The following is a 21,462-nucleotide window of genomic DNA, read 5'->3' as shown; positions in this document are numbered from 1 at the left end:
GTCAGGCCGCCTTCCTGGTCCGGCCGGTACGGCGGTGCGTACTGCGTTGCGCACCGCGCTGCGCACGGCGCTCCGTGGGCTGGGTCACCCGGTCGAGCATCAGGCCGAGACAGACGATGGCCGCGCCCGCGACCAGCCCGGTCGCCAAGTCGCCCTGCGCGAGCCCGAACACGACGTCGTACCCGAGCGCCCCGCCGCCCACCAGACCGCCGATGATGACGACGGCGAGCACCAGGACGACGCCCTGGTTGAGCGCGAGGCGCAGCGCGGGCCCCGCGAGCGGCAGTTGGACCTGGCGCAGTTGCTGGCCGCCGGTCGCGCCGAGCGAGCGCGCCGACTCCATGGCGGCGGGGTCGACCTGGCGCAGGCCCTGGGTGGTGATACGGACGACCGCCGGCAGCGCGTACACGACGGCGGCGGCGACCGCGGGCGCGCGCCCGACGCCGAACAGCGCGACCACCGGGATCAGATAGACGAACTGCGGCAGGGTCTGGAAGACGTCCAGTACGGGCCTGAGCAGCGCTTCCACCCGTGAGCTGCGGGCGGCCGTGACGCCCGCGGCGAAACCGATGACGAGCGTGACGGCGACGGCCGCCAGCACCTGCGAGAGCGTGTCCAGCGACGGCTTCCACACCCCGAGGACACCGATCGCGGCCATGGCGAGCACGGCGGTCAGCGCGGTCTGCCAGGTGCCGATCAGCAGCGCGAGCGCGGCGACGACCAGCAGCACCGCCCACCAGGGCAGGGCCTGGAGGCCGCCGCGCAGCGGGTCGAGCACCCAGGTGGTGAAGCGGGCGGCCCAGTCGGCGGTGCCGCCGATGACGGGGACGCCGGAGTAGAGATGGGCGGTCATCCAGTCGACGGCCCGGTTGACGGGCTCGGCGATGTTGACGGTCCAGGTCCCGGGCCAGTCGAGCCGGTCCGTGAGACGTCCCGCGATCGCCACGAGGACGGTCGCCAGGGCCGCGACGGCCCAGCCGAGCCTGCCGCGCATGCCGCGGCCTCCCGCACCGGGACCGGCGCTCGAACCGGCCCCCGTACCGGAACCGGTCGTACCGGAACCGCCCGTGCCGGAGGCGGAAGTACCGGAACCGGCCGCCGCCGTCGTACGGTCCAGGACCACCGCAAGCAGCACGATCGGCAGCCCCGCCGCCAGCGCCGCGCCCACATCGACCGAGGCCAGCGCCTGGTACACCCGGTCGCCGAGTCCCCCGGCGCCGATCACGGACGCGATCACGGCCATCGAGAGCGCCATCATGATGGTCTGGTTGAGGCCGAGCAGCAGTTGCTTACGGGCGAGCGGCAGCCGTGCGGTCAGCAGCCGCTGCCGGGCCGTCGCGCCGAGCGAGGAGACGGCCTCCATCACCCCGCGGTCCGCCTCGCGCAGCCCGAGCGCGGTCAGCCTGGCCATCGGCGGAGCCGCGTAGACGACGGTGGCGAGGACCGCCGCCGGGACGCCGATGCCGAAGACCAGCACCACGGGCAGCAGATACGCGAAGGCGGGCAGGACCTGCATGGTGTCGAGCAGCGGGCGCAGCGCCCGGTACAGCCGGTCGGAGAGCCCGGCGGCGAGGCCGAGCAGGCCGCCCAGCACCACGGACGCGGTGACGGCGACCACCATGAGAGCAAGTGTCTGCATGGTGGGGACCCACATACCGAGCACGCCGCAGACGGCGAACGACACGGCGGCGGTGAGGGCGAGTCGTACGCCCGCGACCCGCCAGGCGATCAGCCCGGCCGCCGCGGTGACCCCGGCCCAGCCGGCCGCGAGCAGCAGCAGGTACACGCCGCGCACGGCGAGCACGACCGCGTTGCTGATGTGCCCGAAGAAGTAGAGGAAGAGCGGGTGGCTGTCGCGGTTGTCGATGATCCAGTCGCTGGCACTGCCGAGCGGCGCGGACAGATCCACGGTCAGCGCGGCGGGCCAGGCGGTGCCCGGCCAGCGGGTGAGGGCCAGGGGTACGAGGACCGCCGCGAACACGGCGAGCGGCAGCAGTCTGACGAGCGCGCTGCCGAGGGGTGAGGAGAGCACGGCGGACGGGCCCCCGCGCTCGACGGGCGCGGTGGTCGCGGTGGTCGCGGTGGTCATCGGAGCGCCGCCTTCCCGGCCTCCGCCCTCGCTCCGGGAGATCCAGGTGATCCGGGGGATCCGGGGGATCCGGGGGATCCGGGGGATCCGGGTGATCCGGCGGCTCCGGGAGATCCGGGCCGCTCCCCTGGCGCCTCCGGCCCCGAAGGCCCGGCCCCGCCCGCCATTTCCGTCGTACCCGCCACCACGTTCAGCAGGCGCTCGCGGTCGACGACACCGAGCAGCCTGCCCCCGTCGACCACGCGCGCCGCCGCGTCCCCGGAGCGCGCCACGGCCTCGATCGCCTCGGAGACGGTCGCGGTCGGCGCCAGCGCGGGCCCGGATTCGGCGTCGCCCGCCAGCGGGCGACGCATGGCGGCCCCGACGGTGATGACCTGCTCGCGCGGTACGTCGCGGACGAAGTCCCGTACGTACGCGTCGGCCGGCCGCCCCACGATCTCCTCCGGCGTGCCCAGCTGTACGACACGGCCGTCACGCATCAGCGCGATCCGGTCGCCGAGACGCAGCGCCTCGGTCAGATCGTGCGTGATGAAGACCATCGTGCGGTGCTCCTCGTGGTGCAGCCGGATGACCTCCTCCTGCATATCGCGGCGGATCAGCGGGTCCAGCGCGCTGAACGGCTCGTCGAACAGCAGCACTTGGGGGTCCACGGCGAGCGCGCGTGCCAGCCCGACGCGCTGCTGCTGACCGCCGGAGAGCTGGCCGGGACGGCGGTCCTCCATCCCGTCGAGGCCGACCTTGCCGATGACCTCGGCGGCCTTCTCGCGACGCTGGGCCCGGCCCATGCCCTGGATCTCCAGGCCGTAGGCGACGTTGTCGAGGACCGAGCGGTGCGGCAGCAGCCCGAAGTGCTGGAAGACCATCGCGGCGCGGTGGCGGCGCAGTTCGCGCAGCCGGCCCCTGTCCATCGACAGCACGTCCTCGCCGTCGATGGCGACCGCCCCGGCCGTCGGCTCGATGAGCCGCGTCAGACAGCGGACGAGCGTGGACTTGCCGGAGCCCGACAGCCCCATGACGACGAACACCTCGCCCTTGCGGACGTCGAAGGAGACGTCGCGTACGGCGGCGGTGCAGCCGGTACGTTCGCGCAGCTCGGCGGCGGTGAGCGCGGCGAGTTCCGGGTCGCCGGGTACCCGCTCGGCCTTGGGTCCGAAGACCTTCCAGAGGCCGCGTACGGCGAAGACCGGCGGCCGTTCCGACACCTCGTTCTCCGTGCCGGGCGGGGTGAGGTCCTTGCCCGCCGGGTCGTCCCAGTGTGCCGTCTCCGCCGCTGTCGCCGCATCGCTCATCGGTTCCGCGTCGCTCATAGGTTTCGCGTCGCTCATCGGTTCCGCGTCGCTCATCGCTTCGGGCCCTTCTGGTCGTCATGAGCCTCGTCGCGGCTCTCGGTCAGCAACTGGGCGCACTTCTCGCCGACCATCAGGACCCCGATCATGGGATTCACCGCCGGCATCGTCGGGAAGACGGACGCGTCGGCGATACGGATGGCCTCCAGCCCCCGGATTCTCAAGTCGGGTGCCACCACTGCCTGTTCATCACCGACGGCGCCCATCCGGCAGGTGCCCGCCGGGTGGTACACCGTGTGCGCGCACCTACGGGCGTACTCGCTCAGCTCCTCGTCGGAGGTGACCTCGGGCCCCGGACAGACCTCCCGCTTCAGCCAGCCCGCCAGCGGCTCGGTGGCGGCGACCCGGCGCGCGATCCTGATGCCGTCGACGAGGGTCCGGCCGTCGTAGTCGTCCTCGTCGGTGAAGTAGCGGAAGTCCAGGGCCGGTTTGGCCTCCGGATCCGCGCTCGTGAGGTAGAGCCGGCCGCGGCTGCGCGGCTTGGGGATGTTCGGGGTCATCGACACGCCGTGCGCGGGGCGCTCGTACCCGAGCCGCTCCGGATTGTCCGTGAACGGGATCTGGGAGAAGTGGAACATCAGGTCCGGCCCCTCGGCCGCCGGATCGCGCCGGACGAACAGCCCCGCGTCGGAGTCCATCGCCGAGTTCTCCGGGATCGGCCCGTCCGTCTCCCAGACGATCACCGACTCGGGGTGGTCGAGCAGGTTCTCCCCGACGCCCGGCAGATCGTGGACGACGGGGATCCCGAGCTTCTCCAGGTCGGCGCGCGGCCCGATGCCGGAGTGCAGCAGCAGCCGAGGGGTGTCCACGGCCCCCGCGCAGACGAGGACCTCACGCCGGGCCTCGATCAGCCGCTCCTCGCCGTCCGCCGCCCGTACGCGCACACCCCGCGCGCGCGTGCCCGCCAGCTCCAGCCGGAACGCCCAGGTCTCCAGCAGCAGACGGAGATTCGGCCGGTCGAGGAAGGGGTGCAGATACGCGACGGACGCGGACGACCGCTTGTTGTTCTCCGGGTGGTACGCGAGGTCGAAGAAGCCGGCGCCTTCGTGGAAGGGCTTCTTGTTGAAGCCCTCGACGCGTGGAACGTCCAGCGCCCCGCGCGCCGCGTCCACGAAGTCACGGGCGATGGGATTACGGTCCCGCTCGTCCACCGGCACGATGTTGTTCCGCAGCCGGCCGAAGTACGGGTCCATCGCGGCGGCGTCCCAGCCCTCGGCCCCGGCCGCCGCCCACTCGTCCCAGTCGGACGGCAGCGGCTTGAAGGCGATGAGCGTGTTGTGCGAGGAGCAGCCGCCCAGCACCCGGGCCCTGCTGTGCCGGATGTGCGAGTTGCCGCGCGGCTGTTCGGTCGTCGGGTAGTCGTAGTCCAGCTCACCGCCCAGCAGTCCCATCCAGCGCCGCAGCGTCAGCACGTCCTGGCGGTCGACATCGGAGGGGCCGCCCTCGATGACGGCGACGGTGATGTCCGGGTCCTCGGTGAGGCGGGAGGCGATCACCGATCCGGCGGTGCCGCCACCGACGACGACGTAGTCGTACACGTCGTCGTGCGCGGACTCGGGCTTCGGGTCAGGGGCGACCGTAGATCCCATGGCTGGCTCTGCTCCTCTGCTTGCGGTGGTGGGGGGTGCGGGTGCGGGGTGGCGGGGCCGGGGTGCGGGGTGCGGGGTGCGAGACGGCCGGGCTGTCCGGTTGTCAGCCCGCTGGCTGTCCGGCTGTCAGCCCGCGAACCAGCGGACCGGGCGCGGCGCGAGGTTCTGGTAGATGTGCTTGGCCTCGCGGTATTCGGCGAGTCCCGCCGGCCCCAGCTCCCGTCCGATGCCCGACTTGCCGAAGCCGCCCCACTCCGCCTGCGGCAGATACGGGTGGAAGTCGTTGATCCAGACGGTGCCGTGCCGCAGCCGTCCCGCCACGCGCCGCGCGCGCCCCGGGTCCGCGCTCCACACGCCGCCCGCGAGTCCGTACTCGGTGTCGTTGGCGAGGGCCACGGCCTCGTCCTCCGTACGGAAGGTCTCCACCGTCAGCACGGGCCCGAAGACCTCTTCCCGTACGACCCGCATCTCCCGGTGGCACTGGTCGAGCACGGTCGGCTCGTAGAAGTAGCCCTCGGCGGGCCGGACGTCCGACGGCTCGGGCCGCTTGCCGCCCGAGCGCAGCACGGCGCCCTCGGCCAGCGCGGAGGCGACATACTCCTCCGTCTTCGCCAACTGCCGCGCGGAGACGAGCGGTCCGCACTCCACGCCCTGCTCCGTACCGCGTCCGAGGCGGATCCGCGCGGCGCGGCGGGCGAGTTCGCCGACGAAGCGCTCGCGTACGGACTCCTCGATGATCAGCCGCGCACCGGCGGAGCAGACCTGGCCGCTGTGGATGAACGCGGCGTTCAGCGCCTGGTCGACGGCGGTGTCGAAGCCCTCGTCGGTGGCGCAGGCATCCGCGAAGACGACGTTCGGGTTCTTGCCGCCGAGTTCGAGGGCGACCTTCTTCACGCCGGGCGCGGCGGCGCGCATGACCTGCGTACCGCTGCTGAGCCCGCCGGTGAACGAGACGAGGTCCACGTCCGGGTGTTCGGACAGCCGGGCGCCCACCGGATCGCCCGCGCCGGTCACCAGATTGGCGACGCCGGGCGGCAGGCCCGCCTCGGCGAGCAGGTCGATGAGGTCGACCGTGCTGAGCGGGGTCAGCTCGCTCGGTTTGACGACAAAGGTGTTGCCCGCGGCGAGGGCCGGGGCGATCTTCCAACTCGCTTGCAGCAGCGGGTAGTTCCAGGGGGTGATCAGCGCGCAGACGCCGACGGGCTCGTGGACGACCACGCTGTGGACGGTGTCCGAGCCGGCGTCGACGACCCGGCCGCCGCTCTCGTTCATCACGAGATCCGCGAAGTAGCGGAAGGCGTCGGCGACGCAGTCGACGTCGACGCGCCCCTCCTCCAGCGTCTTGCCGGAGTCCCTGCTCTCCAGCAGCGCTATCTTCTCGCGGTTGCGGATCAGCAGCTCGGCGGTCGTGCGCAGCAGCCTGGCCCGCTCGGCGACCGGGGTACGGGGCCAGGGGCCCTCGTCGAAGGCCGTACGCGCGGCGGCGATCGCGGCGTCGGCATCCTGCGCGCCGCCCTCGGACACGACGGCGAGGACCGTCGCGTCGGCGGGGTCGAGGATGTCTCGTGTGGCGCCGGAGGCGGCTTCACGCCACTTCCCGTCCACATGAATCGTCTGTTGTGCCGACACGTCGCGTATCGCCTTCCATTCCCGGAGCGTTCACCACCAGCGAGAACTGGCGATCCGGGCGCCTGCCCCGAGGCGCGGAAAGCATGCGTGCCGGGTGACCGAAAGTGCTTCGGGTCACCCGGCCGGGGCATGTCCACCGGTCCGCACCCCCGTGTCGGACCGGTGATCCGCCGGTCACTCCTCGTCGGGCTCGTCCCGTACGGTCAGCCCGGCCACCCACAGGGGCATCAGCCAGTGCGGGACCAGGACCGCGATCAGTACGGGGGTGACCAGCGCCTCGACCCGTACCTCCCCGAGCCAGCCGAGGAAGCCGATGCCGACGGCGGCGGCCAGCAGCAGGAGCGAGGTCAGCCGGTGGGCGCGCGCGAGGACGGTGTCGCGCTCCCTGAGCTGACGCTCGTCCAGCGCACGGCCGCGCAGCTCCAGCAGTCCGCGCGTGGCGCCATTGATCAAGCCGGTCGCGACGCACCACGGCAGCAGCGCCCCGAGGAGGACGAAGATGGACCACATCCGGTCGGCGAAGACCATGAGGGTCCAGCCCGCGACACCCGCCACGGTCAGAGCGATATGCGCGCAGACGATGGCGCGCCGCCGGGCGGCCGTCGCGTAGAACGGCCGCCCCTCGCGCCTGTTCATCACCGTGTACATCCGCCGGTCGTACTTCGTCAGTCCTGTGGTCATCGCTGCTTCCTCCCGTAGACCTCGTCCGTGAGCGGGCTGAAGGGTTCGAGGGAGAACAGCGCCTCCACGGGGAGGCCGAAGAACTCCGCGATCCTCAGCGCCAGGTCGAGGCTGGGGTTGTACTGGCCCCGTTCGATATAGCCCACGGTCTGATAGTGGGCCCCGACTGCCTCGGCCAACTGCTGCCGGGACACCTTCCGTTCGGCCCTGACGACTGCCAGCCTGTTGTGGACCTGCTCGCTCATGTATAAGAAGTACTACATTCGAGTGGAGGTACGCAATAACTCGTGCGCGTGGGCTGAGAAGTTGAGACCTTGCGGAGCCGAGGAACTGCGGGAGCTGCGGGGTCCAGGAATCGCGAAAGGCCCTGGACCGCGGGGTACGCGGTCCAGGGCCTTCCGGGGGATCGGAGGGCGAGTGGGATCAGATCAGACCCAGCTCGCGCACCGCGTCGCGCTCCTCGGCCAGCTCCCGCACCGAGGCGTCGATCCGGGTCCGCGAGAAGTCGTTGATCTCCAGGCCCTGGACGATCTCGTACGCACCGTTCTTGGTGGTGACGGGGAAGGAGGAGATGAGCCCCTCCTCGACACCGTAGGAGCCGTCCGACGGGATACCCATGGAGGTCCAGTCGCCCGCGGCCGTGCCGTTGACCCAGGTGTGGATGTGGTCGATGGCGGCGTTGGCGGCGGAGGCGGCCGAGGAGGCGCCACGGGCCTCGATGATCGCCGCGCCGCGCTTGGCGACGGTCGGGATGAAGGTGTCGGCCAGCCACGTCTCGTCGTTGACGGTCTCCGCGGCGTTCTTGCCGGCGATCTCCGCGTGGAAGATGTCCGGGTACTGCGTGGCGGAGTGGTTGCCCCAGATCGTCAGCCGCTTGATGTCGGAGACGGCGGCACCGGTCTTCGCGGCGAGCTGCGAGATGGCGCGGTTGTGGTCGAGGCGGGTCATCGCGGTGAAGCGCTCGGCCGGTACGTCGGGCGCGGCGGCGCGTGCGATCAGCGCGTTGGTGTTGGCCGGGTTGCCGACGACGAGGACCTTGATGTCGTCAGCGGCGTGGTCGTTGATGGCCTTGCCCTGCGGCTTGAAGATGCCGCCGTTGGCGGCGAGCAGGTCGCCGCGCTCCATGCCCTTGGTGCGGGGGCGGGCACCGACCAGCAGCGCCACGTTGGCACCGTCGAAGGCGACGTTCGGGTCGTCCGTGATCTCGATGCCGCTGAGCAGCGGGAAGGCGCAGTCATCGAGCTCCATCGCGGTGCCCTCGGCGGCCTTGAGGCCCTGCGGGATCTCAAGGAGACGCAGCTTGACCGGCACGTCCGAGCCGAGCAGATGACCGGAGGCGATGCGGAAGAGCAGCGCGTAGCCGATCTGGCCGGCCGCGCCGGTGACGGTGACATTCACGGGAGTGCGGGTCATGGCGATCTCCGTAAGACAGCTGGCGGTGGGGGTCCCTGCCCCTGGTGCGGGACATCTCCCCATCGCTGAACTGAATCTTGACGTGAAGAGATATCCAGCGGTCAGGCTATCCGACCCAGGAGACCCCACACCCACGCACCCTTGTGGCGCGGCTCACGACAGGGGGCGGGACGGCGTGGCGCGGCGGCGCGGTGATGGCGCCGCGGCCGCTGCGGCAGCGCTGCGGCGTGGTGGGAGACGTACGAGGGAGCGCCGCCGGAGTGGAGGGGCCAGGGCGGGCGATCCGGAGTGGAGGGGCCAGGGCGGACGGGCCAGGGCGGGCGGTCCGGGGCGGACGGGTCCGGCCCCGGTCACCGAACCGGGGTCACCGTACCGGGGTGCAGCCCGTCTCCCCCGAGGCGAGCCTCGCACACGCCTTGGCGCCCGCGGAGTCCGGTGAGGCGACCATCGGGGTGTAGGCGTTCGCGGTTGTGTCGACCTCGCCGGTCTGGCCGCTCGTCTCCCCGCCCGTCGTGATCCGCACCTCGTCGCCCACGGCCGCCTGGGTGATCCGCGCCCAGGCCGCCGAGCACCTCTTGCTGTAGCGGACCTCGATCAGGGCCGTACCGACGGTCGCGCTAGCGACGGTCTCGACGAACTCGCCGCCGCAGCCCATCTCTTCGGGATCCTTCCCGGTGCAGGCGTCGCCACCGCACTTCACCCCGGGCGGCAGTACGGGTGCGCTGCTGGACTGCGACGGCGAGGGCGACGGGGACTCGGCGACGGTCCGCTCACCGCTGTCACCACCGATATCGGTCAGCAGCACCGCGGCGGCTATCACCAGCGCCGCGCCTACGACACCCGCGACGAAGACCGTCATCCTGCGCCGGCCGCGCTTCCGGTCCGCCGACGGCGGCCCGGCGGGCGACGGGCCGCCCGGTCGCGGAGGACCGCCGGGACCCCGCTGCTGCGGTACGGAGGGTGCCCCGGGCCCGCGCGTGCCACCGAACTCGACGGTCGCGCCCGCCGGCCGGCCCCCCACGCCACCGGGTCCGGCGGATCCGCCCGACCGAGCCGACGCCCCGGACGCCCCGGACCCGCCGGAACGGCCGGAGCGGCCGGAGCGGCCGGATCCGCCGACCGGGTTCTGGCTGAACTCCCCGAGCGACGAACGCGCCTGGGAGATCCGTATCGCCTCCATCGTCATGTCGTGGCGCATCTCGGACCGGCTCCAGGCGCGCTCCGCCAGCTCCCACATCGTGGTCAGATGCCCCTGATGCGTGCCGGTCACCTCGGCCAGCGCGACGATCGCGCCCTTGGGCGCGAGCAGCCGCCCGTTCAGATAGCGCTCCCACGACGTCTTGCTGTAGCCGGTCCTGTCGGACACGGCGGCGATGCTCAGACCACTGCGGTCGACCAGCCCGCGCAACTGGCTCGTGAACTTGCTGACCTCCGGATCGAGCCCCTCCGGCAGCGCCTTCCAACGAGGCATCTGTGCCTCCCCCTTGTCCCCCGCACGTGCTGGATGTGCTCCGCGCTGCCATCCCCACGCCGCCCGCTGCCCTCCCCGTCAGTCGACAGCGCACAGGAGTATTCGGGACAGTCCGCACGCCCCGTCGCGCGCCCCCTGTACCGAACCCCGCACAGTCTCACATCCGTTGCCCGCCGATCACGCCTTGGCAAAATGGCCAATTCCGCGCCATGGACACCAAGCGCCCCTTGAAGGATCTCGGCCGGTCCATGACGCGAATCTCATACGGACAGCCGGTATTCACGACTGTTCACGACCGGTCACGACCGTTCACGACTGTTCGCGACTTTTCACGACGCGGAAACCCGCGGCGCCAGGCCCAGACACTCCTGTTCACCGCCGCCTTCGGGCAGGAGACAGGCCCGTGCCTCGGACGGATCGTCTGCGGGCACCATCGGCGTCACGAGATAGCGTCCTGTGTCCCGCCGGGCGACCGCCGCGATCTGCTGTTCCCGCCGGCCGGGTACGGTCAGCACGACCCGGTCCCCCACCCGCAGCCCGGTCGCCCGCACCCACACCGTGCGGCACGTTTCCCCGTACCGCAGTTGCAGCCGCTGGCCGCCCGTCGCGGTCAGCGAGCCGAGCGTGGTCATCGCGCCTTCCACGCCGCACTCCATGGGCGCGGGATGCTCGCCTTCGCACGCCGGGCCGGTGCAGCCGGGCCGCAGCGGGCCGACCTTGCTCCACGCCACGTCCTCGGGGACGTCCCGCCGCGCTCCGTCGTCGCCCGTCAGCCAGGCCCCGAGCACCGTCGCCACGGTGACGACGGCCGTCACGGCCGAAGCGGCGAGCACCGCGGTACGGCGTCTGCCACGCGGCGCCTTTCCTGGCGTCGGAGACGTCGGGGATGCCTGCGGCGTCGGTGATGCCGGTGGCGTCGCCGGTCCCGCCGGCCCCCCTTGTCCCGTCCGCGGAGGCGCGGGTGACGGCGGGGAGGGCCCTCGTACGGTCCCGACTCCGGCCCCGCCCCCGGCTTTGGCTCCTGCACCGGTATCCGCGGCCGCCCTGCCGCTCCACGCCACGTCCGCCAGCTCCCAGAGCGCGAGCAGCCGCCCCGGCGGCTCCCCCGCCAGCGTGCACAGGGCCACCACAGCCTGCCGCGGCAGGGGCTTCGTACCGTTGAGATAGCGCTGCCAGGACGACTTGCTGTACGGCGTACGCCCGGCGAGCGCGACCAGGCTCAGCCCCGTACGGGCCCGGAGCGCGCTCAACTCACCCGCGAGCCGCTCGCACTCCGCCGCCGGCCTCTCGGCGACCGGCTTCTCGGCCACCGGCTTCCCCACCGTCCGCTTCTCCGTCCCCGGCCTCTCCGCCGCGTTCTCCAACGCGCCGCTCACCGGCGTAACTCCGCCCAGGTGTCAGGCCCCACGATGCCGTCGCTGACCAGCTTCCGCGCCTTCTGGAATTCCTTTACGGCGGACTCCACGCCCGGCCCGTAGAGCCCGTCGATCTCGCCCGGGTCGAAGCCGTGGCGCTGCAGATGACACTGCACCTCGACCACGTCGGGTCCACTGCCGTTGATGCCGACAAGCGCTTCGACGGTGGTGCTGTGCCCGGCGTAGGCCGCGCCGTCCTTACGTCCCTCGTGGTCGCAGTCGTACGTACGGCCGGGACCGTACGTCACCGGCTTCGCGGCCTCGTCGCCCCCGCCCCCGTCGCCGCCGGCCACCAGCAGCCCCGCCGTGAAGGCCGCAGCCGCGGCCGCGACCGCACCGGCGACCGCGTACCGCAACGGCACCCGCCGGACGGCCGAACGCGCCCGGGGCTCCGGGGCACCGGGCCCCGGGACACCGGACGTTCGGGTTCCGGCCGGCTCGTCCGTGACCGCCGCCTCACTCGCCGCCTCACCCGTCTCCTCATCCGCGCCCTCACCCTCACCGCCACCCACCGCGCCCGTCCCGGCGACGGGCTCGGCGACGGGGCCGGCGGCGGGCTCGGCGGCGGGCTCGGGCGGTTGCCGCTCGGCCACTTCGTGCAGGACGAGCAGCTTCGTCGGATCCGTTCCGCAGACCTTGGCCAGTTCCTCGACGGCCTTCCGGGGCACCGGCTGTTTTCCGTTGAGATAGCGCTCCCAGGAGGAGCGGCTGTACCCCGTCTTCGCCGCGAGCGCGGCGAGTCCGAGGCCGGAGTGATCCTTCAACCGTCGCAACTGAACGATCAGTTGACGGTCCTTCTCGGGCAGTTCTGACGGGAGCGATTTCCAACGCGGCATGTCCACCTCATGCGTGATCGGACCCCTTCGGGGTTCCACGTCCCCTTTACTCCCCGCGAACGACGGCCTCGCAACACCCGGTTCCGCGGGCGGCTCCGGGCCGCCGCCATCCGGCCAGGCCGCCACGCCACGACAGCGGGCCCCCGGCGTCCCACAACGTCCCACGAGGTGCGGCGTTCCCGCAGGTCAGGATCGCCCGCGTCCCACAGATACCCGCTTCGACGGGCTTGCCTGGCGGCGGTGCGAGGTGACGCGGAACAGTCTGTGGTGCACACCGGGCGGCGCGGTCCACCCCGCGCCGCCCTCATGTGGTCACGGAACGGGCGCGCACTGGGACGGCGGTCCGTCCTCCTCGGGGGAGAGGACGGCCCGCCGTCACGGACCGGCGTCACCGGCCGGCGCCACGGACCGTGGCACGCGCTACGGGACCGTCGAGTGGACGACGTCCTCCAGGAACGGGATCTCCAGCCACGGCTTGGGCTGTGTCATCAGGCTGAGCAGCACGATCGCGAGACCCAGCAGGCCGTACGTGAGCATGTCGGTGAAGCGTGACCGTACGGCCAGCATGCCCACGGAGGGCAGCACGCGGCGCAGCACAGCGCCGCCGATCAGGGCCACGCCGATCAGGATGGTGCCGATCCGGAACGCCTCCGCGAAGGGGTGCGTACCGACGATCAGCAGTCCGAGACCGGTCGTCCCGAGGACGCTGAGCAGGGGCCACTGCCGGGCGGGCGCCGGGGCGTCCGAGGGCGCGGCCCGGCCGCCGCCCTCGGGCCGTGCGGTGTCCTGGGTGAGCGAGAACCGCCGGTCGCGCTGCTCGGAGGCCCCGGTCCCGTCCGAAACGTCCGCGGCGCCGGCCGTGCCCGAGGCGTCGGCCACGTCGGGGGTATCAGTCGCATCCGGGGCGTCGGCCGTGCCCGGGGCGTCGGTCACGTCGGGGGCATCGGTCACATCCGGGGCCGAGGCGTCCGTACGCTCCGTGCCCGCCGTCCTCTCAGCGGCCCCCGTACCCTCAGCCGCCACCGTGCTCTTCGTCACGGTGTCCGCGCCGAGGGCGCCCGCGGCCACCACCGGCCCGGCCTCCCTGACCGCCTGTCCCTCGGTCTCCGGCGCCTGCCGTGTCCCGCGCCGCGACCGGGCCGCGTCGCCCGCGCTCGTACCAGCACCCATCAGTGGCGCCCCTTTCCGGTTCGGCTCGCGTTCAGCCCGCGTCCGCGACGGCGCGTTCGGCCGCCTCGACCACGTTGACGAGCAGCTGGGCCCGCGTCATCGGACCGACGCCGCCCGGGTTCGGCGAGATCCAGCCCGCCACCTCCGCGACGTCCGGGTGGACATCGCCGACGATCTTGCCGTCACCGTCCCGGCTGACCCCCACGTCGAGGACGGCCGCGCCCGGCTTCACGTCCTCGGGCTTGATGATGTGCGGCACCCCGGCGGCGGCCACGATGATGTCGGCCTGCCTGAGCTGCGCCGACAGATCGCGCGTGCCGGTGTGGCACTGCGTGACCGTCGCGTTCTCGGACTTACGGGTCAGCAGCAGCGGGATGGAGCGCCCGACGGTGATCCCGCGGCCCACGACCACGACATGCGCGCCCTTGATCTCGACGCCGTGGTGGCGCAGCAGCTGGATGATGCCGTACGGGGTGCAGGGCAGCGGACCCGTCTCGTTGAGCACCAGCCGGCCGAGGCTCATGGGGTGCAGCCCGTCGGCGTCCTTGACCGGGTCCATCAGTTCGAGCACCCGGTTGGTGTCGATGCCCTTGGGCAGCGGCAGCTGCACGATGTAGCCGGTGCACTCGGGGTTGGCGTTCAGCTCCGCGACCACGGCCTCGATCTCCGCCTGGGACGCGGTGTCGGGCAGTTCGCGCTGGAGCGAGGCGATACCGACCTGGGCGCAGTCGCGGTGCTTGCCGTTCACGTACCAGCGGCTGCCGGGGTCGTCCCCGACCAGCAGCGTGCCGAGGCCGGGGGTGACTCCCCGCTCCTTGAGGGCCGCCACGCGGGCGGTCAGATCGGACTTGATCGCGGCTGCGGTGGCCTTGCCATCGAGAATCTGGGCGCTCATACCCCCATCCTCGCGGATGACCCCTCCCCGGTTCCAATTCGCTTCCCATCCTGAGACGACCTGGGAGTTCGCGCGCCCTGTCGCGGGCGCCGGGAGAGGTTGCGCTTGCACAACGCCCACCCATGGCGACTGGACAAAATAAGAGGTAGATAACACGATTGCGGGCGCAGTACGCGGCCGTCGACGGGGGGCAGACCGCTCACTTCTGAGAAGTTCCTCCTCCACGTGGGTCGCGCCGTCCCCGCAACACCCAACGGAGGAACCCCGCCATGAGCTTCGGCGACCCCAACAACCCGTACGGCCAGCAGCCCCAGTCCGGATCCGGCCAGCCCCAGGGACAGCCGGGCTACGGCTACCCGCAGGGCCAGCCGCAGCAGCCCGGCTACGGCTACCCGCAGGCGCCGCCGGTCCAGCCGTACGGCGGCGGCTTCCCGGGCGGTCCCGGCGGCCCGCTGGAGATGCCGGGCGGTGTCAAGGCGGCTCGTGTGATGCTGTGGGTGATCTCCGGTCTCTGCCTGATCGGCACGTTCATCTTCTTCGGTTCGGCCGCGTCGCTCAACGCGGCGAAGGACAGCTCGACGCTGCAGAACGACTCGCAGTTCCAGGACCTCGTGGATGGTTCGAGCGGCTTCCTCTACGGCCTCGGCACGCTGGCCCTGGTGTGGCTCGTGCTGTCGGCCTTCCTCGCCATCAAGGTCAAGACCGGTGGGAGCGGCTTCCGTACCGCTCTCATCGTGTACGGCATCGTGACCGCTCTGATCGCCGTCTACCCGTTCACGGTCTTCGGGATCGTGCACCTCGTGCTCGCCATCCTGATCGCCGTCTTCGCCGGGAAGTCCGACGGCGCCGCGTGGTTCAACCGCCCGCGCTACTGACGCCACGCGGCGCACCGGGCAGCGCGTCGAGCGACGCACCGGGCACGCGTCGAGGCACCGGGCAGGAATGAAGGCCGTAATACCCGTCCCCCAGCGGGTTTTACGGCCTTCCTGCGTTTTCGCTGTCCTGTCTGCCTCTGCCTGCCCGCCGTCCCGTCCGTCCGCCGCCAAAACGGCTCAGTGGAAGAAGTGGCGCGTCCCCGTGAAGTACATCGTCGCGCCCGCCTTCCGCGCCGCCTCGACGACCAGCTCGTCACGGACCGAACCGCCCGGCTGCACCACCGCCTTGACGCCCGCGTTCAGCAGGATCTCCAGCCCGTCGGGGAACGGGAAGAACGCGTCGGACGCGGCGTACGCACCACGCGCCCGCTCCTCGCCCGCCCGCTCCACCGCGAGCTTCGCGGAGTCGACGCGGTTGACCTGGCCCATACCGACCCCCACCGACGCCCCGCCCTTGGCGAGCAGGATCGCGTTGGACTTGACCGCCCGGGACGCCTTCCAGGCGAAGGCCAGTTCGCGCAGCCCGGCCTCGGAGAGCGCCTCGCCGGTCGCGAGGGTCCAGTTCGCCGGGTCGTCGCCGTCGGCCTGGAGCCGGTCGGTGACCTGGAGCAGCGCACCGCCGTCGATCGGCTTGACCTCGACGGACGCGGACGGGGCCTCGGGGCAGCGCAGCACGCGGATGTTCTTCTTGCGTGCCAGCACCTCGACCGCGCCGTCCTCGTAGCCGGGCGCCACGATGACCTCGGTGAAGATCTCGGCGACCTGCTCGGCCAGCGCCACGGAGACCGGCCGGTTGACGGCGATCACCCCGCCGAACGCGGACAGCGGGTCGCAGGCGTGCGCCTTGCGGTGCGCCTCGGCGACATCGTCACCGATCGCGATGCCGCACGGATTGGCGTGCTTGATGATCGCGACACAGGGCTCGGCGTGGTCGTACGCGGCACGGCGCGCGGCGTCCGTGTCCGTGTAGTTGTTGTACGACATCTCCTTGCCGTGCAGTTGCTCGGCCTCGGCGAGGCCGCCCTCGGCGCTGGTGTAGAGCGCGGCGGGCTGGTGCGGGTTCTCGCCGTAGCGCAGCACGTTCTTGCGCGCGTACGTGGCGCCCAGGAACTCCGGGAGGCCCGCGGCCGAGCCGCTGTCGGACTCGGCGTCCGCCGCCGCGTAGTCGTCGACGAACCAGGTGGCCACGGCCACGTCGTACGCGGCCGTGTGCTGGAACGCCTCCGCCGCGAGCCGCTTGCGGGTCGTCAGGTCGAATCCGCCGTCCCGTACGGCGCCGAGGACGTCCCCGTACCGTTCCGGGCTGGTGACGACCGCGACCGAGGGGTGGTTCTTGGCCGCGGCGCGGACCATCGAGGGCCCGCCGATGTCGATCTGCTCCACGCACTCGTCGGCGGTGGCGCCGGAGGCGACCGTCTCGCGGAACGGGTAGAGGTTCACCACGACCAGGTCGAACGGCTCGATGTCCAGCTCGGCGAGCTGCTCGCGGTGCGAGTCGAGCCGCAGGTCGGCGAGGATGCCGGCGTGGACGCGCGGGTGCAGCGTCTTGACCCGGCCGTCCAGGCACTCGGGGAAGCCGGTCAGCTCCTCGACCTTCGTGACCGGCACCCCGGCGGCGGCGATCTTCGCGGCGGTGGAACCGGTCGAGACCAGGGTGACGCCCGCCTCGTGCAGCCCGCGGGCCAGCTCTTCCAGACCCGTCTTGTCGTAGACGCTGACCAGCGCTCTGCGAATGGGGCGCTTCGTACCTTCGGCGCTCACTGGATCGTTACCTTTCGTCCCTCAATGCGATAGCCGTGCCGGGCGAGACGCCCCACGACCTCGACGAGCAGGCGTCGCTCGACTTCCTTGATGCGCTCGTGGAGAGCGTCTTCATCGTCCTCGTCCCGTACCTCGACCACGCCCTGCGCGATGATCGGGCCGGTGTCGACACCGTCGTCGACGAAGTGGACTGTGCAGCCGGTGACCTTCGCTCCGTAGGCGAGCGCCTCGCGCACGCCGTGGGCACCGGGAAAGCTGGGGAGCAGCGCGGGATGGGTGTTGACGAACCGCCCGCCGAAGCGCGCGAGGAACTCCTTCCCCACGATCTTCATGAAGCCGGCCGAGATCACCAGATCCGGTTCGTACGCCGCGGTCGCCTCGGCGAGCGCCGCGTCCCAGTCGTCACGGCTCGGATGGTCCTTCACCCGGCACACGAACGTGGGAAGCCCGGCGCGCTCGGCGCGCTCCAGACCCGCGATGGAACCGCGGTCCGCGCCGACGGCCACGACCCGCGCGCCGAAGGCCACCGGGTCGTCACCGATCGCGTCGAGCAGGGCCTGCAGATTCGTACCGGATCCGGAGACCAGGACCACGAGCCGGGCCGGGCGGGCGGAGGAGGGCGGGGAGGCCACGGCGGGGCGCCTTTCTGGAGCGAGCACAGCCTGTGCGGACGGCTGCTTGAGTCGTCGTACGGTTTTGTGTGGTCGTACAAACGAATCACGTCCCCCGATACGGGGAACTCTACGAAGAAGCCGACCGTCAGCAACGATACCGGCACACCGAGCGGCCCCCACGGGACGGGGGCTTGGCCGGGAGGTAGCGTCTGGGGACAGGGTTCGTCTCCGGGACGGGCCATACGAGACAAGACCCCCGCGCACTGGGTCTGAGGGGAAGACGTTCACCTGATGCCGGACCGACGCCGCCGCACGGCACTCCACCTCCCGCAGCCTTCTGGGCCGGTGCTGCTGCCGCGGGAACGCCAGTCCTCTTCCACCGGGCCTTCCGGACCCTCAGGGCCGCCCGGAACCTCCGGGCACTCCGGGACGGACGCCCCTGGACCCTCCAAGACTCCCGGGGCTCCAGGGCCCTCCGGGACCGCGGGGCCGGGGTCCTCGGGCGCCGGTTCGCCGGACTCGTCCTCTTCGGGCACTTCCACGCCGGGCACGTCCTCGCCGGGCACGTCCTCGCCGGGCACGTCCTCGCCGGGCTCCGCCGAGGACAATCCGTTCGCGCCGCCGCCCGAGGACGCGCCCGACCAGCCGTGGCAGCCCCGCCGTCCCGAGCACGGCGGTGACGCGTCGAACGACGGCTCCGGCTCGGGGCGGGGCGGCTGGGGCAGCCAGTGGAGCAGCCGTCAGCCCGGACGCTCCCAGGGCGGCTTCGGCAGCCGTCCGGGGGGCCAGAACGGACAGAGCGGCCAGGGCTCCGGCAAGGACGGACCCGACGGAGGCCGGGGCGGCCTGCGCTGGGACCCGACGGACCCGGCCCAGCGCCGCGCCCGCTACGCACTGCTCGCCGGAATGTGGGCCTTCTTCTTCGCGCTCTTCGACTTCCCGGAGATCGCGCTGCTCCTCGGGGCGCTGGCGCTGTACTGGGGCATCAGCTCGCTGCGCAACAAGAACAAGAGGCCGTCGCCGGACACCGACGGCACAGCGGCCGGCGGCTCGGCCCCGGCGGCGGTGCGGGCGGGCGGAGCCGCGACCGGCCAGCCGCAGCCGGGCCGGCCCGGAGCGCCCGTCCCCGCGTCGAGCAGGCCGCAGACCTCCGCGGCGGTGAGCGGACTGGTGACGGCCGTCATCGCGCTGGCGATCGTGGCCACGACCTTCACCGTGCAGCTGGTCTACCGCGACTACTACACGTGCGTGAACGACGCTCTGACGACGACGGGCCAGCTCTCCTGCAACGACCTGCTGCCCGACTCGCTGGTGCCGGTCTTCGGCGTCAAGGAGTAACGCCTCCCGGATCCTCGTCCGTGCCGGAGCCGCCCTTCCTGGGGGAGGGCGGCTCCGGCGCGAGCGGCCCCGGCGTGGCCGGAAAGTCGGCCATCAGCCCACCCGACGCCTCCTTGAACGCCGCCCACCGCGCTTCCCGCGCACCGCGCTCGTGCCAGGCCTCGGCCGGCAGGAAGTCATAGGGCTCGAATGCGGGATCGATCGCTTCCCGCGCCCCGGCTCCCGTACTGCCCGCACCGCCTGTACGGCCCGCACCACTCGTACGGCCCGCACCACTCGCACCGCCCGCACCACTCGCACCGCCTGTACCGCCCGCACCACTCGTACGGCCCGCACCTGTCGTACCGCCCGCGGCCGCTCCCGCGCTCCCGCCCGGCCCCGCGCCCGCGCCGGCCTCCGCCACATCCAGCGCGTCCAGGATGTCCAGGCCGCCGATCGCCTCTTCCTCCTCCGAGGGGGCGCGCGGACCCGGCGCCGCCGCGCCCGCACCACCCCGTCCCGCCGGTCGCCGCCAGGGCATCCGCCACCACGCGCCCCCCGGAGCACCGGATTCCGCGCCCCCGGCACCGGACGCCGCTCCCGGCCCGGTCGCGGGGGGCTGTTCGGCCGCCGGCAGGTCCTTCGGGCGCCGCTCCCGGAGCCGCCAGAGCCGCAGCAGCAGCGCCGCCGGTACGCCGAGCGCCACCGTCCATGCCAGCGCCGCGGCGCCCGTCAGCCACCACACGGGGCCGAAGGCCGCCAGCCTGCCGCTGCCCAGCGGTCCGCCCGCGAGCCCCGCCAGCACCGCCGTCAGCCCCGCGCACACCACGCCCCCCAGCGCCGCCGTGAGCGCCGTCCCCCGCGCGCTCCACGCCTCTTCCCGCAGGGCGAACGGGGGCGCGGCCACCCGTACCGTGAACCAGGCGACGGCCAGCCCCGCGACGACCGGGACCCCGGCCGCGGCCCAGTTCAGCGGCGTGCCGAGACCGTCCGGCACGGCGGCGAGCAGCGGGAAGGAGGGCAGCGCGGGGGTGCCCACGACCCCGAGCGGCGTCGCCGTCGCTGTCGTACCGAGCGCGAAGCCGGGCCCCAGGCCGTACGCGGCGCCCCAGACCGCCGCGTTCGGCACCAGCGCCAGCCCCAGCAGCAGCACGGCGACCCGCCCCGACCAGTCCCCGGCGAGCTGGACGAACGAGGTGTGTGCCGGGTCTCCGTGCCATACGAGCGACGCCCCGACCAGGAGCGCGCCGCCGCCCACCAGCAGCAGGCAGGCCGCCGCCCCCGAGCGCCCCGCGACGGCCACCCCCCGGCGTCCGGCGGGCGTCCAGAACGTGCGGGCGAGCGCTCTCCGTACCGCCCCTGGCAGCCGCTGCGGCAGGGGCAGGCGCGGGCATCCGTGCGCCGTCCATGCCCCGGCCGCCGCCGACAGCACCGTCAGCACGGGCAGCGTGAGCGCCGCGCGCAGCGGATGCGCGGTGAGCGCGCCGCCCCCGGCATAGAGCACGGCAGAGGCGCCGACCAGCAGATATCCCCCCGACACGGTGCAGACGGCGCCGAGGCCGGTGAGCTGGGGCCGTCCCTCGTCGGGTTCGAGGGCGTCCCGCGCGGCGCGGTACGCCAGCCAGGCCGGCAGACCCATTAGGAGCAGCGGTACGACTCCGATGGGCGCGGGGGTCCCGGAGAGGGTGTCCGGGCGCACCAGCTCGACGCCATGGCCCAGCAGCCAGAGCCCGGCCGCGATCCGCAGAGCACCGCCCGCACCGCTGTCGGGGAACGGTGAGGTGATCCACATCGCCATCACCAGCACGGCGATCGCGCCGAGCCCCAGGCCCGCGGCGAAGGCTCCACGGAGAACGGCGGAGGTGAGCGTCGCGGCCCTACCACGCTCAAGGGCCGCGGCCGAGGACAACGGCGCACTGTGTTCGGTCAATTGGGTCACGACGTCATGCTGCCCATGACGGGCATCTAATTCGCGCAACAGGCGAATAGTCGCCGTGTCGCTCAATATACGCTTATGCGCTTTATTGCCCAGAACCGTGCTGCGGGGAGCCCCACATGACGCAGAAGACCACGCAGAGCACCGCACGAGGCACCAGGGCCGGCGCCCCGTCGCTGCCCGCCCCCGAGGAGCGGCGAAGACTGCGCGAGTCGAAGCCGATGACCGAGAAACAAGCCGCCGCCGCGGTGGGCGTCACACGGTCGACGCTCAGGTCCTGGGAGACCGGGCGCACGGCTCCGCGCGGCCGCAAAGGGGAGTTGTACGCGAGGCTGCTGGCGTCGATCGCGGCGGAACTCCGGGAGAACGCGGAGCAGGAGGAACGGGCCAGGCGGGAAGCCGCGAGGGCGGCCGCGCAGCGGTCC

17 protein-coding genes and 1 pseudogene are annotated in these 21,462 nt (G+C 72.5%); 3 read left to right on the top strand and 15 right to left on the bottom strand.

The genetic code is table 11. The features are described from left to right. Nucleotide 1: 1 nt before the first annotated feature. The 12 genes from ACZ7LS_RS05855 to ACZ7LS_RS05800 all read right to left on the bottom strand — a co-directional run bounded on the left by ACZ7LS_RS05855 (nt 2) and on the right by ACZ7LS_RS05800 (nt 14,534). Nucleotides 2–2,089, bottom strand: a complete 2,088-nt coding sequence (locus tag ACZ7LS_RS05855) for an ABC transporter permease (RefSeq protein WP_385131873.1) — start codon at nt 2,087–2,089, stop codon at nt 2–4. Further along, nucleotides 2,086–3,378 carry a quaternary amine ABC transporter ATP-binding protein gene (locus ACZ7LS_RS05850; RefSeq protein ID WP_385131931.1) on the bottom strand — a complete coding sequence of 431 codons (1,293 nt, stop codon included), beginning with the start codon at nt 3,376–3,378 and terminating at the stop codon, nt 2,086–2,088. Before ACZ7LS_RS05850 ends, ACZ7LS_RS05855 begins: the two co-directional genes overlap by 4 nt. A gap of 50 nt (nt 3,379–3,428) precedes the next feature. Next, a complete protein-coding gene (locus ACZ7LS_RS05845; protein ID WP_385131870.1) occupies nt 3,429–5,024 on the bottom strand; it encodes a GMC family oxidoreductase in 1,596 nt (531 codons plus the stop codon). A gap of 126 nt (nt 5,025–5,150) precedes the next feature. Beyond that, a complete protein-coding gene (locus ACZ7LS_RS05840) occupies nt 5,151–6,653 on the bottom strand; it encodes an aldehyde dehydrogenase family protein (RefSeq protein ID WP_382668259.1) in 1,503 nt (500 codons plus the stop codon). A 174-nt stretch (nt 6,654–6,827) separates the two neighbouring features. Then, on the bottom strand, nt 6,828–7,334 hold the full coding sequence (locus ACZ7LS_RS05835; protein ID WP_382520551.1) for a hypothetical protein: 507 nt from the start codon (nt 7,332–7,334) through the stop codon (nt 6,828–6,830). Further along, on the bottom strand, nt 7,331–7,579 hold the full coding sequence (locus ACZ7LS_RS05830) for a helix-turn-helix transcriptional regulator (protein ID WP_382520550.1): 249 nt from the start codon (nt 7,577–7,579) through the stop codon (nt 7,331–7,333). The genes ACZ7LS_RS05835 and ACZ7LS_RS05830 overlap by 4 nt, the downstream gene beginning before the upstream one ends. A 178-nt stretch (nt 7,580–7,757) precedes the next feature. Further along, on the bottom strand, nt 7,758–8,747 hold the full coding sequence (locus ACZ7LS_RS05825) for a malate dehydrogenase (RefSeq protein ID WP_382520549.1): 990 nt from the start codon (nt 8,745–8,747) through the stop codon (nt 7,758–7,760). 364 nt (nt 8,748–9,111) lie between these two features. Then, entirely contained in the window at nt 9,112–10,218 is a 1,107-nt protein-coding gene (locus tag ACZ7LS_RS05820) for a helix-turn-helix domain-containing protein (protein ID WP_385131866.1), read from the bottom strand. A gap of 329 nt (nt 10,219–10,547) precedes the next feature. Further along, nucleotides 10,548–11,594, bottom strand: coding sequence for a helix-turn-helix domain-containing protein (locus ACZ7LS_RS05815; RefSeq protein ID WP_382668266.1), 1,047 nt, complete (start codon nt 11,592–11,594; stop codon nt 10,548–10,550). Further along, on the bottom strand, nt 11,591–12,469 hold the full coding sequence (locus tag ACZ7LS_RS05810; protein ID WP_385131863.1) for a peptidoglycan-binding protein: 879 nt from the start codon (nt 12,467–12,469) through the stop codon (nt 11,591–11,593). The genes ACZ7LS_RS05815 and ACZ7LS_RS05810 overlap by 4 nt, the downstream gene beginning before the upstream one ends. Nucleotides 12,470–12,889: 420 nt before the next feature. Beyond that, the gene (locus tag ACZ7LS_RS05805; protein ID WP_382969165.1) at nt 12,890–13,639 is read right to left on the bottom strand and encodes a DUF3017 domain-containing protein; all 750 of its coding nucleotides are present in this window, start codon (nt 13,637–13,639) and stop codon (nt 12,890–12,892) included. A gap of 31 nt (nt 13,640–13,670) precedes the next feature. Beyond that, on the bottom strand, nt 13,671–14,534 hold the full coding sequence (locus ACZ7LS_RS05800; RefSeq protein ID WP_382520542.1) for a bifunctional methylenetetrahydrofolate dehydrogenase/methenyltetrahydrofolate cyclohydrolase: 864 nt from the start codon (nt 14,532–14,534) through the stop codon (nt 13,671–13,673). Between the two features lie 269 nt (nt 14,535–14,803). Between ACZ7LS_RS05800 and ACZ7LS_RS05795 the strand changes: the two genes are divergently transcribed. Next, nucleotides 14,804–15,409 carry a proline-rich domain-containing protein gene (locus ACZ7LS_RS05795; RefSeq protein WP_382520540.1) on the top strand — a complete coding sequence of 202 codons (606 nt, stop codon included), beginning with the start codon at nt 14,804–14,806 and terminating at the stop codon, nt 15,407–15,409. A gap of 177 nt (nt 15,410–15,586) precedes the next feature. Here ACZ7LS_RS05795 and purH read toward each other — a convergent pair whose 3' ends face one another. Together purH and purN are read right to left on the bottom strand one after the other, a co-directional pair. Next, on the bottom strand, nt 15,587–17,170 hold the full coding sequence (gene purH, locus ACZ7LS_RS05790) for a bifunctional phosphoribosylaminoimidazolecarboxamide formyltransferase/IMP cyclohydrolase (protein WP_382876271.1): 1,584 nt from the start codon (nt 17,168–17,170) through the stop codon (nt 15,587–15,589). Then, on the bottom strand, nt 17,167–17,802 hold the full coding sequence (gene purN / locus ACZ7LS_RS05785; RefSeq protein WP_382520537.1) for a phosphoribosylglycinamide formyltransferase: 636 nt from the start codon (nt 17,800–17,802) through the stop codon (nt 17,167–17,169). The genes purH and purN overlap by 4 nt, the downstream gene beginning before the upstream one ends. Before the next feature lie 273 nt (nt 17,803–18,075). Here purN and ACZ7LS_RS05780 point away from each other — a divergent pair, with 273 nt between their 5' ends. Beyond that, nucleotides 18,076–19,122: a hypothetical protein gene (locus ACZ7LS_RS05780; protein ID WP_385131857.1), complete on the top strand. Its 1,047-nt coding sequence runs from the start codon at nt 18,076–18,078 to the stop codon at nt 19,120–19,122. Here ACZ7LS_RS05780 and ACZ7LS_RS05775 read toward each other — a convergent pair. Then, on the bottom strand, nt 19,112–21,040 hold the full coding sequence (locus ACZ7LS_RS05775) for a cell division protein PerM (RefSeq protein WP_385131855.1): 1,929 nt from the start codon (nt 21,038–21,040) through the stop codon (nt 19,112–19,114). The two genes, ACZ7LS_RS05780 and ACZ7LS_RS05775, sit on opposite strands and share 11 nt — an antisense overlap. Nucleotides 21,041–21,156: 116 nt before the next feature. On the opposite strand from ACZ7LS_RS05775, the pseudogene ACZ7LS_RS05770 reads away from it, so the two are divergent. Next, nucleotides 21,157–21,315 (top strand): annotated as a pseudogene (locus ACZ7LS_RS05770) (helix-turn-helix domain-containing protein); the annotation flags it as partial. Nucleotides 21,316–21,462: the final 147 nt, after the last annotated feature.

The sequence above is a fragment of the Streptomyces sp. NPDC039430 genome (assembly GCF_055639435.1).
Note: the sequence above shows the minus strand (reverse complement) of the source record. Positions and strands in the feature narration are given on the sequence as shown.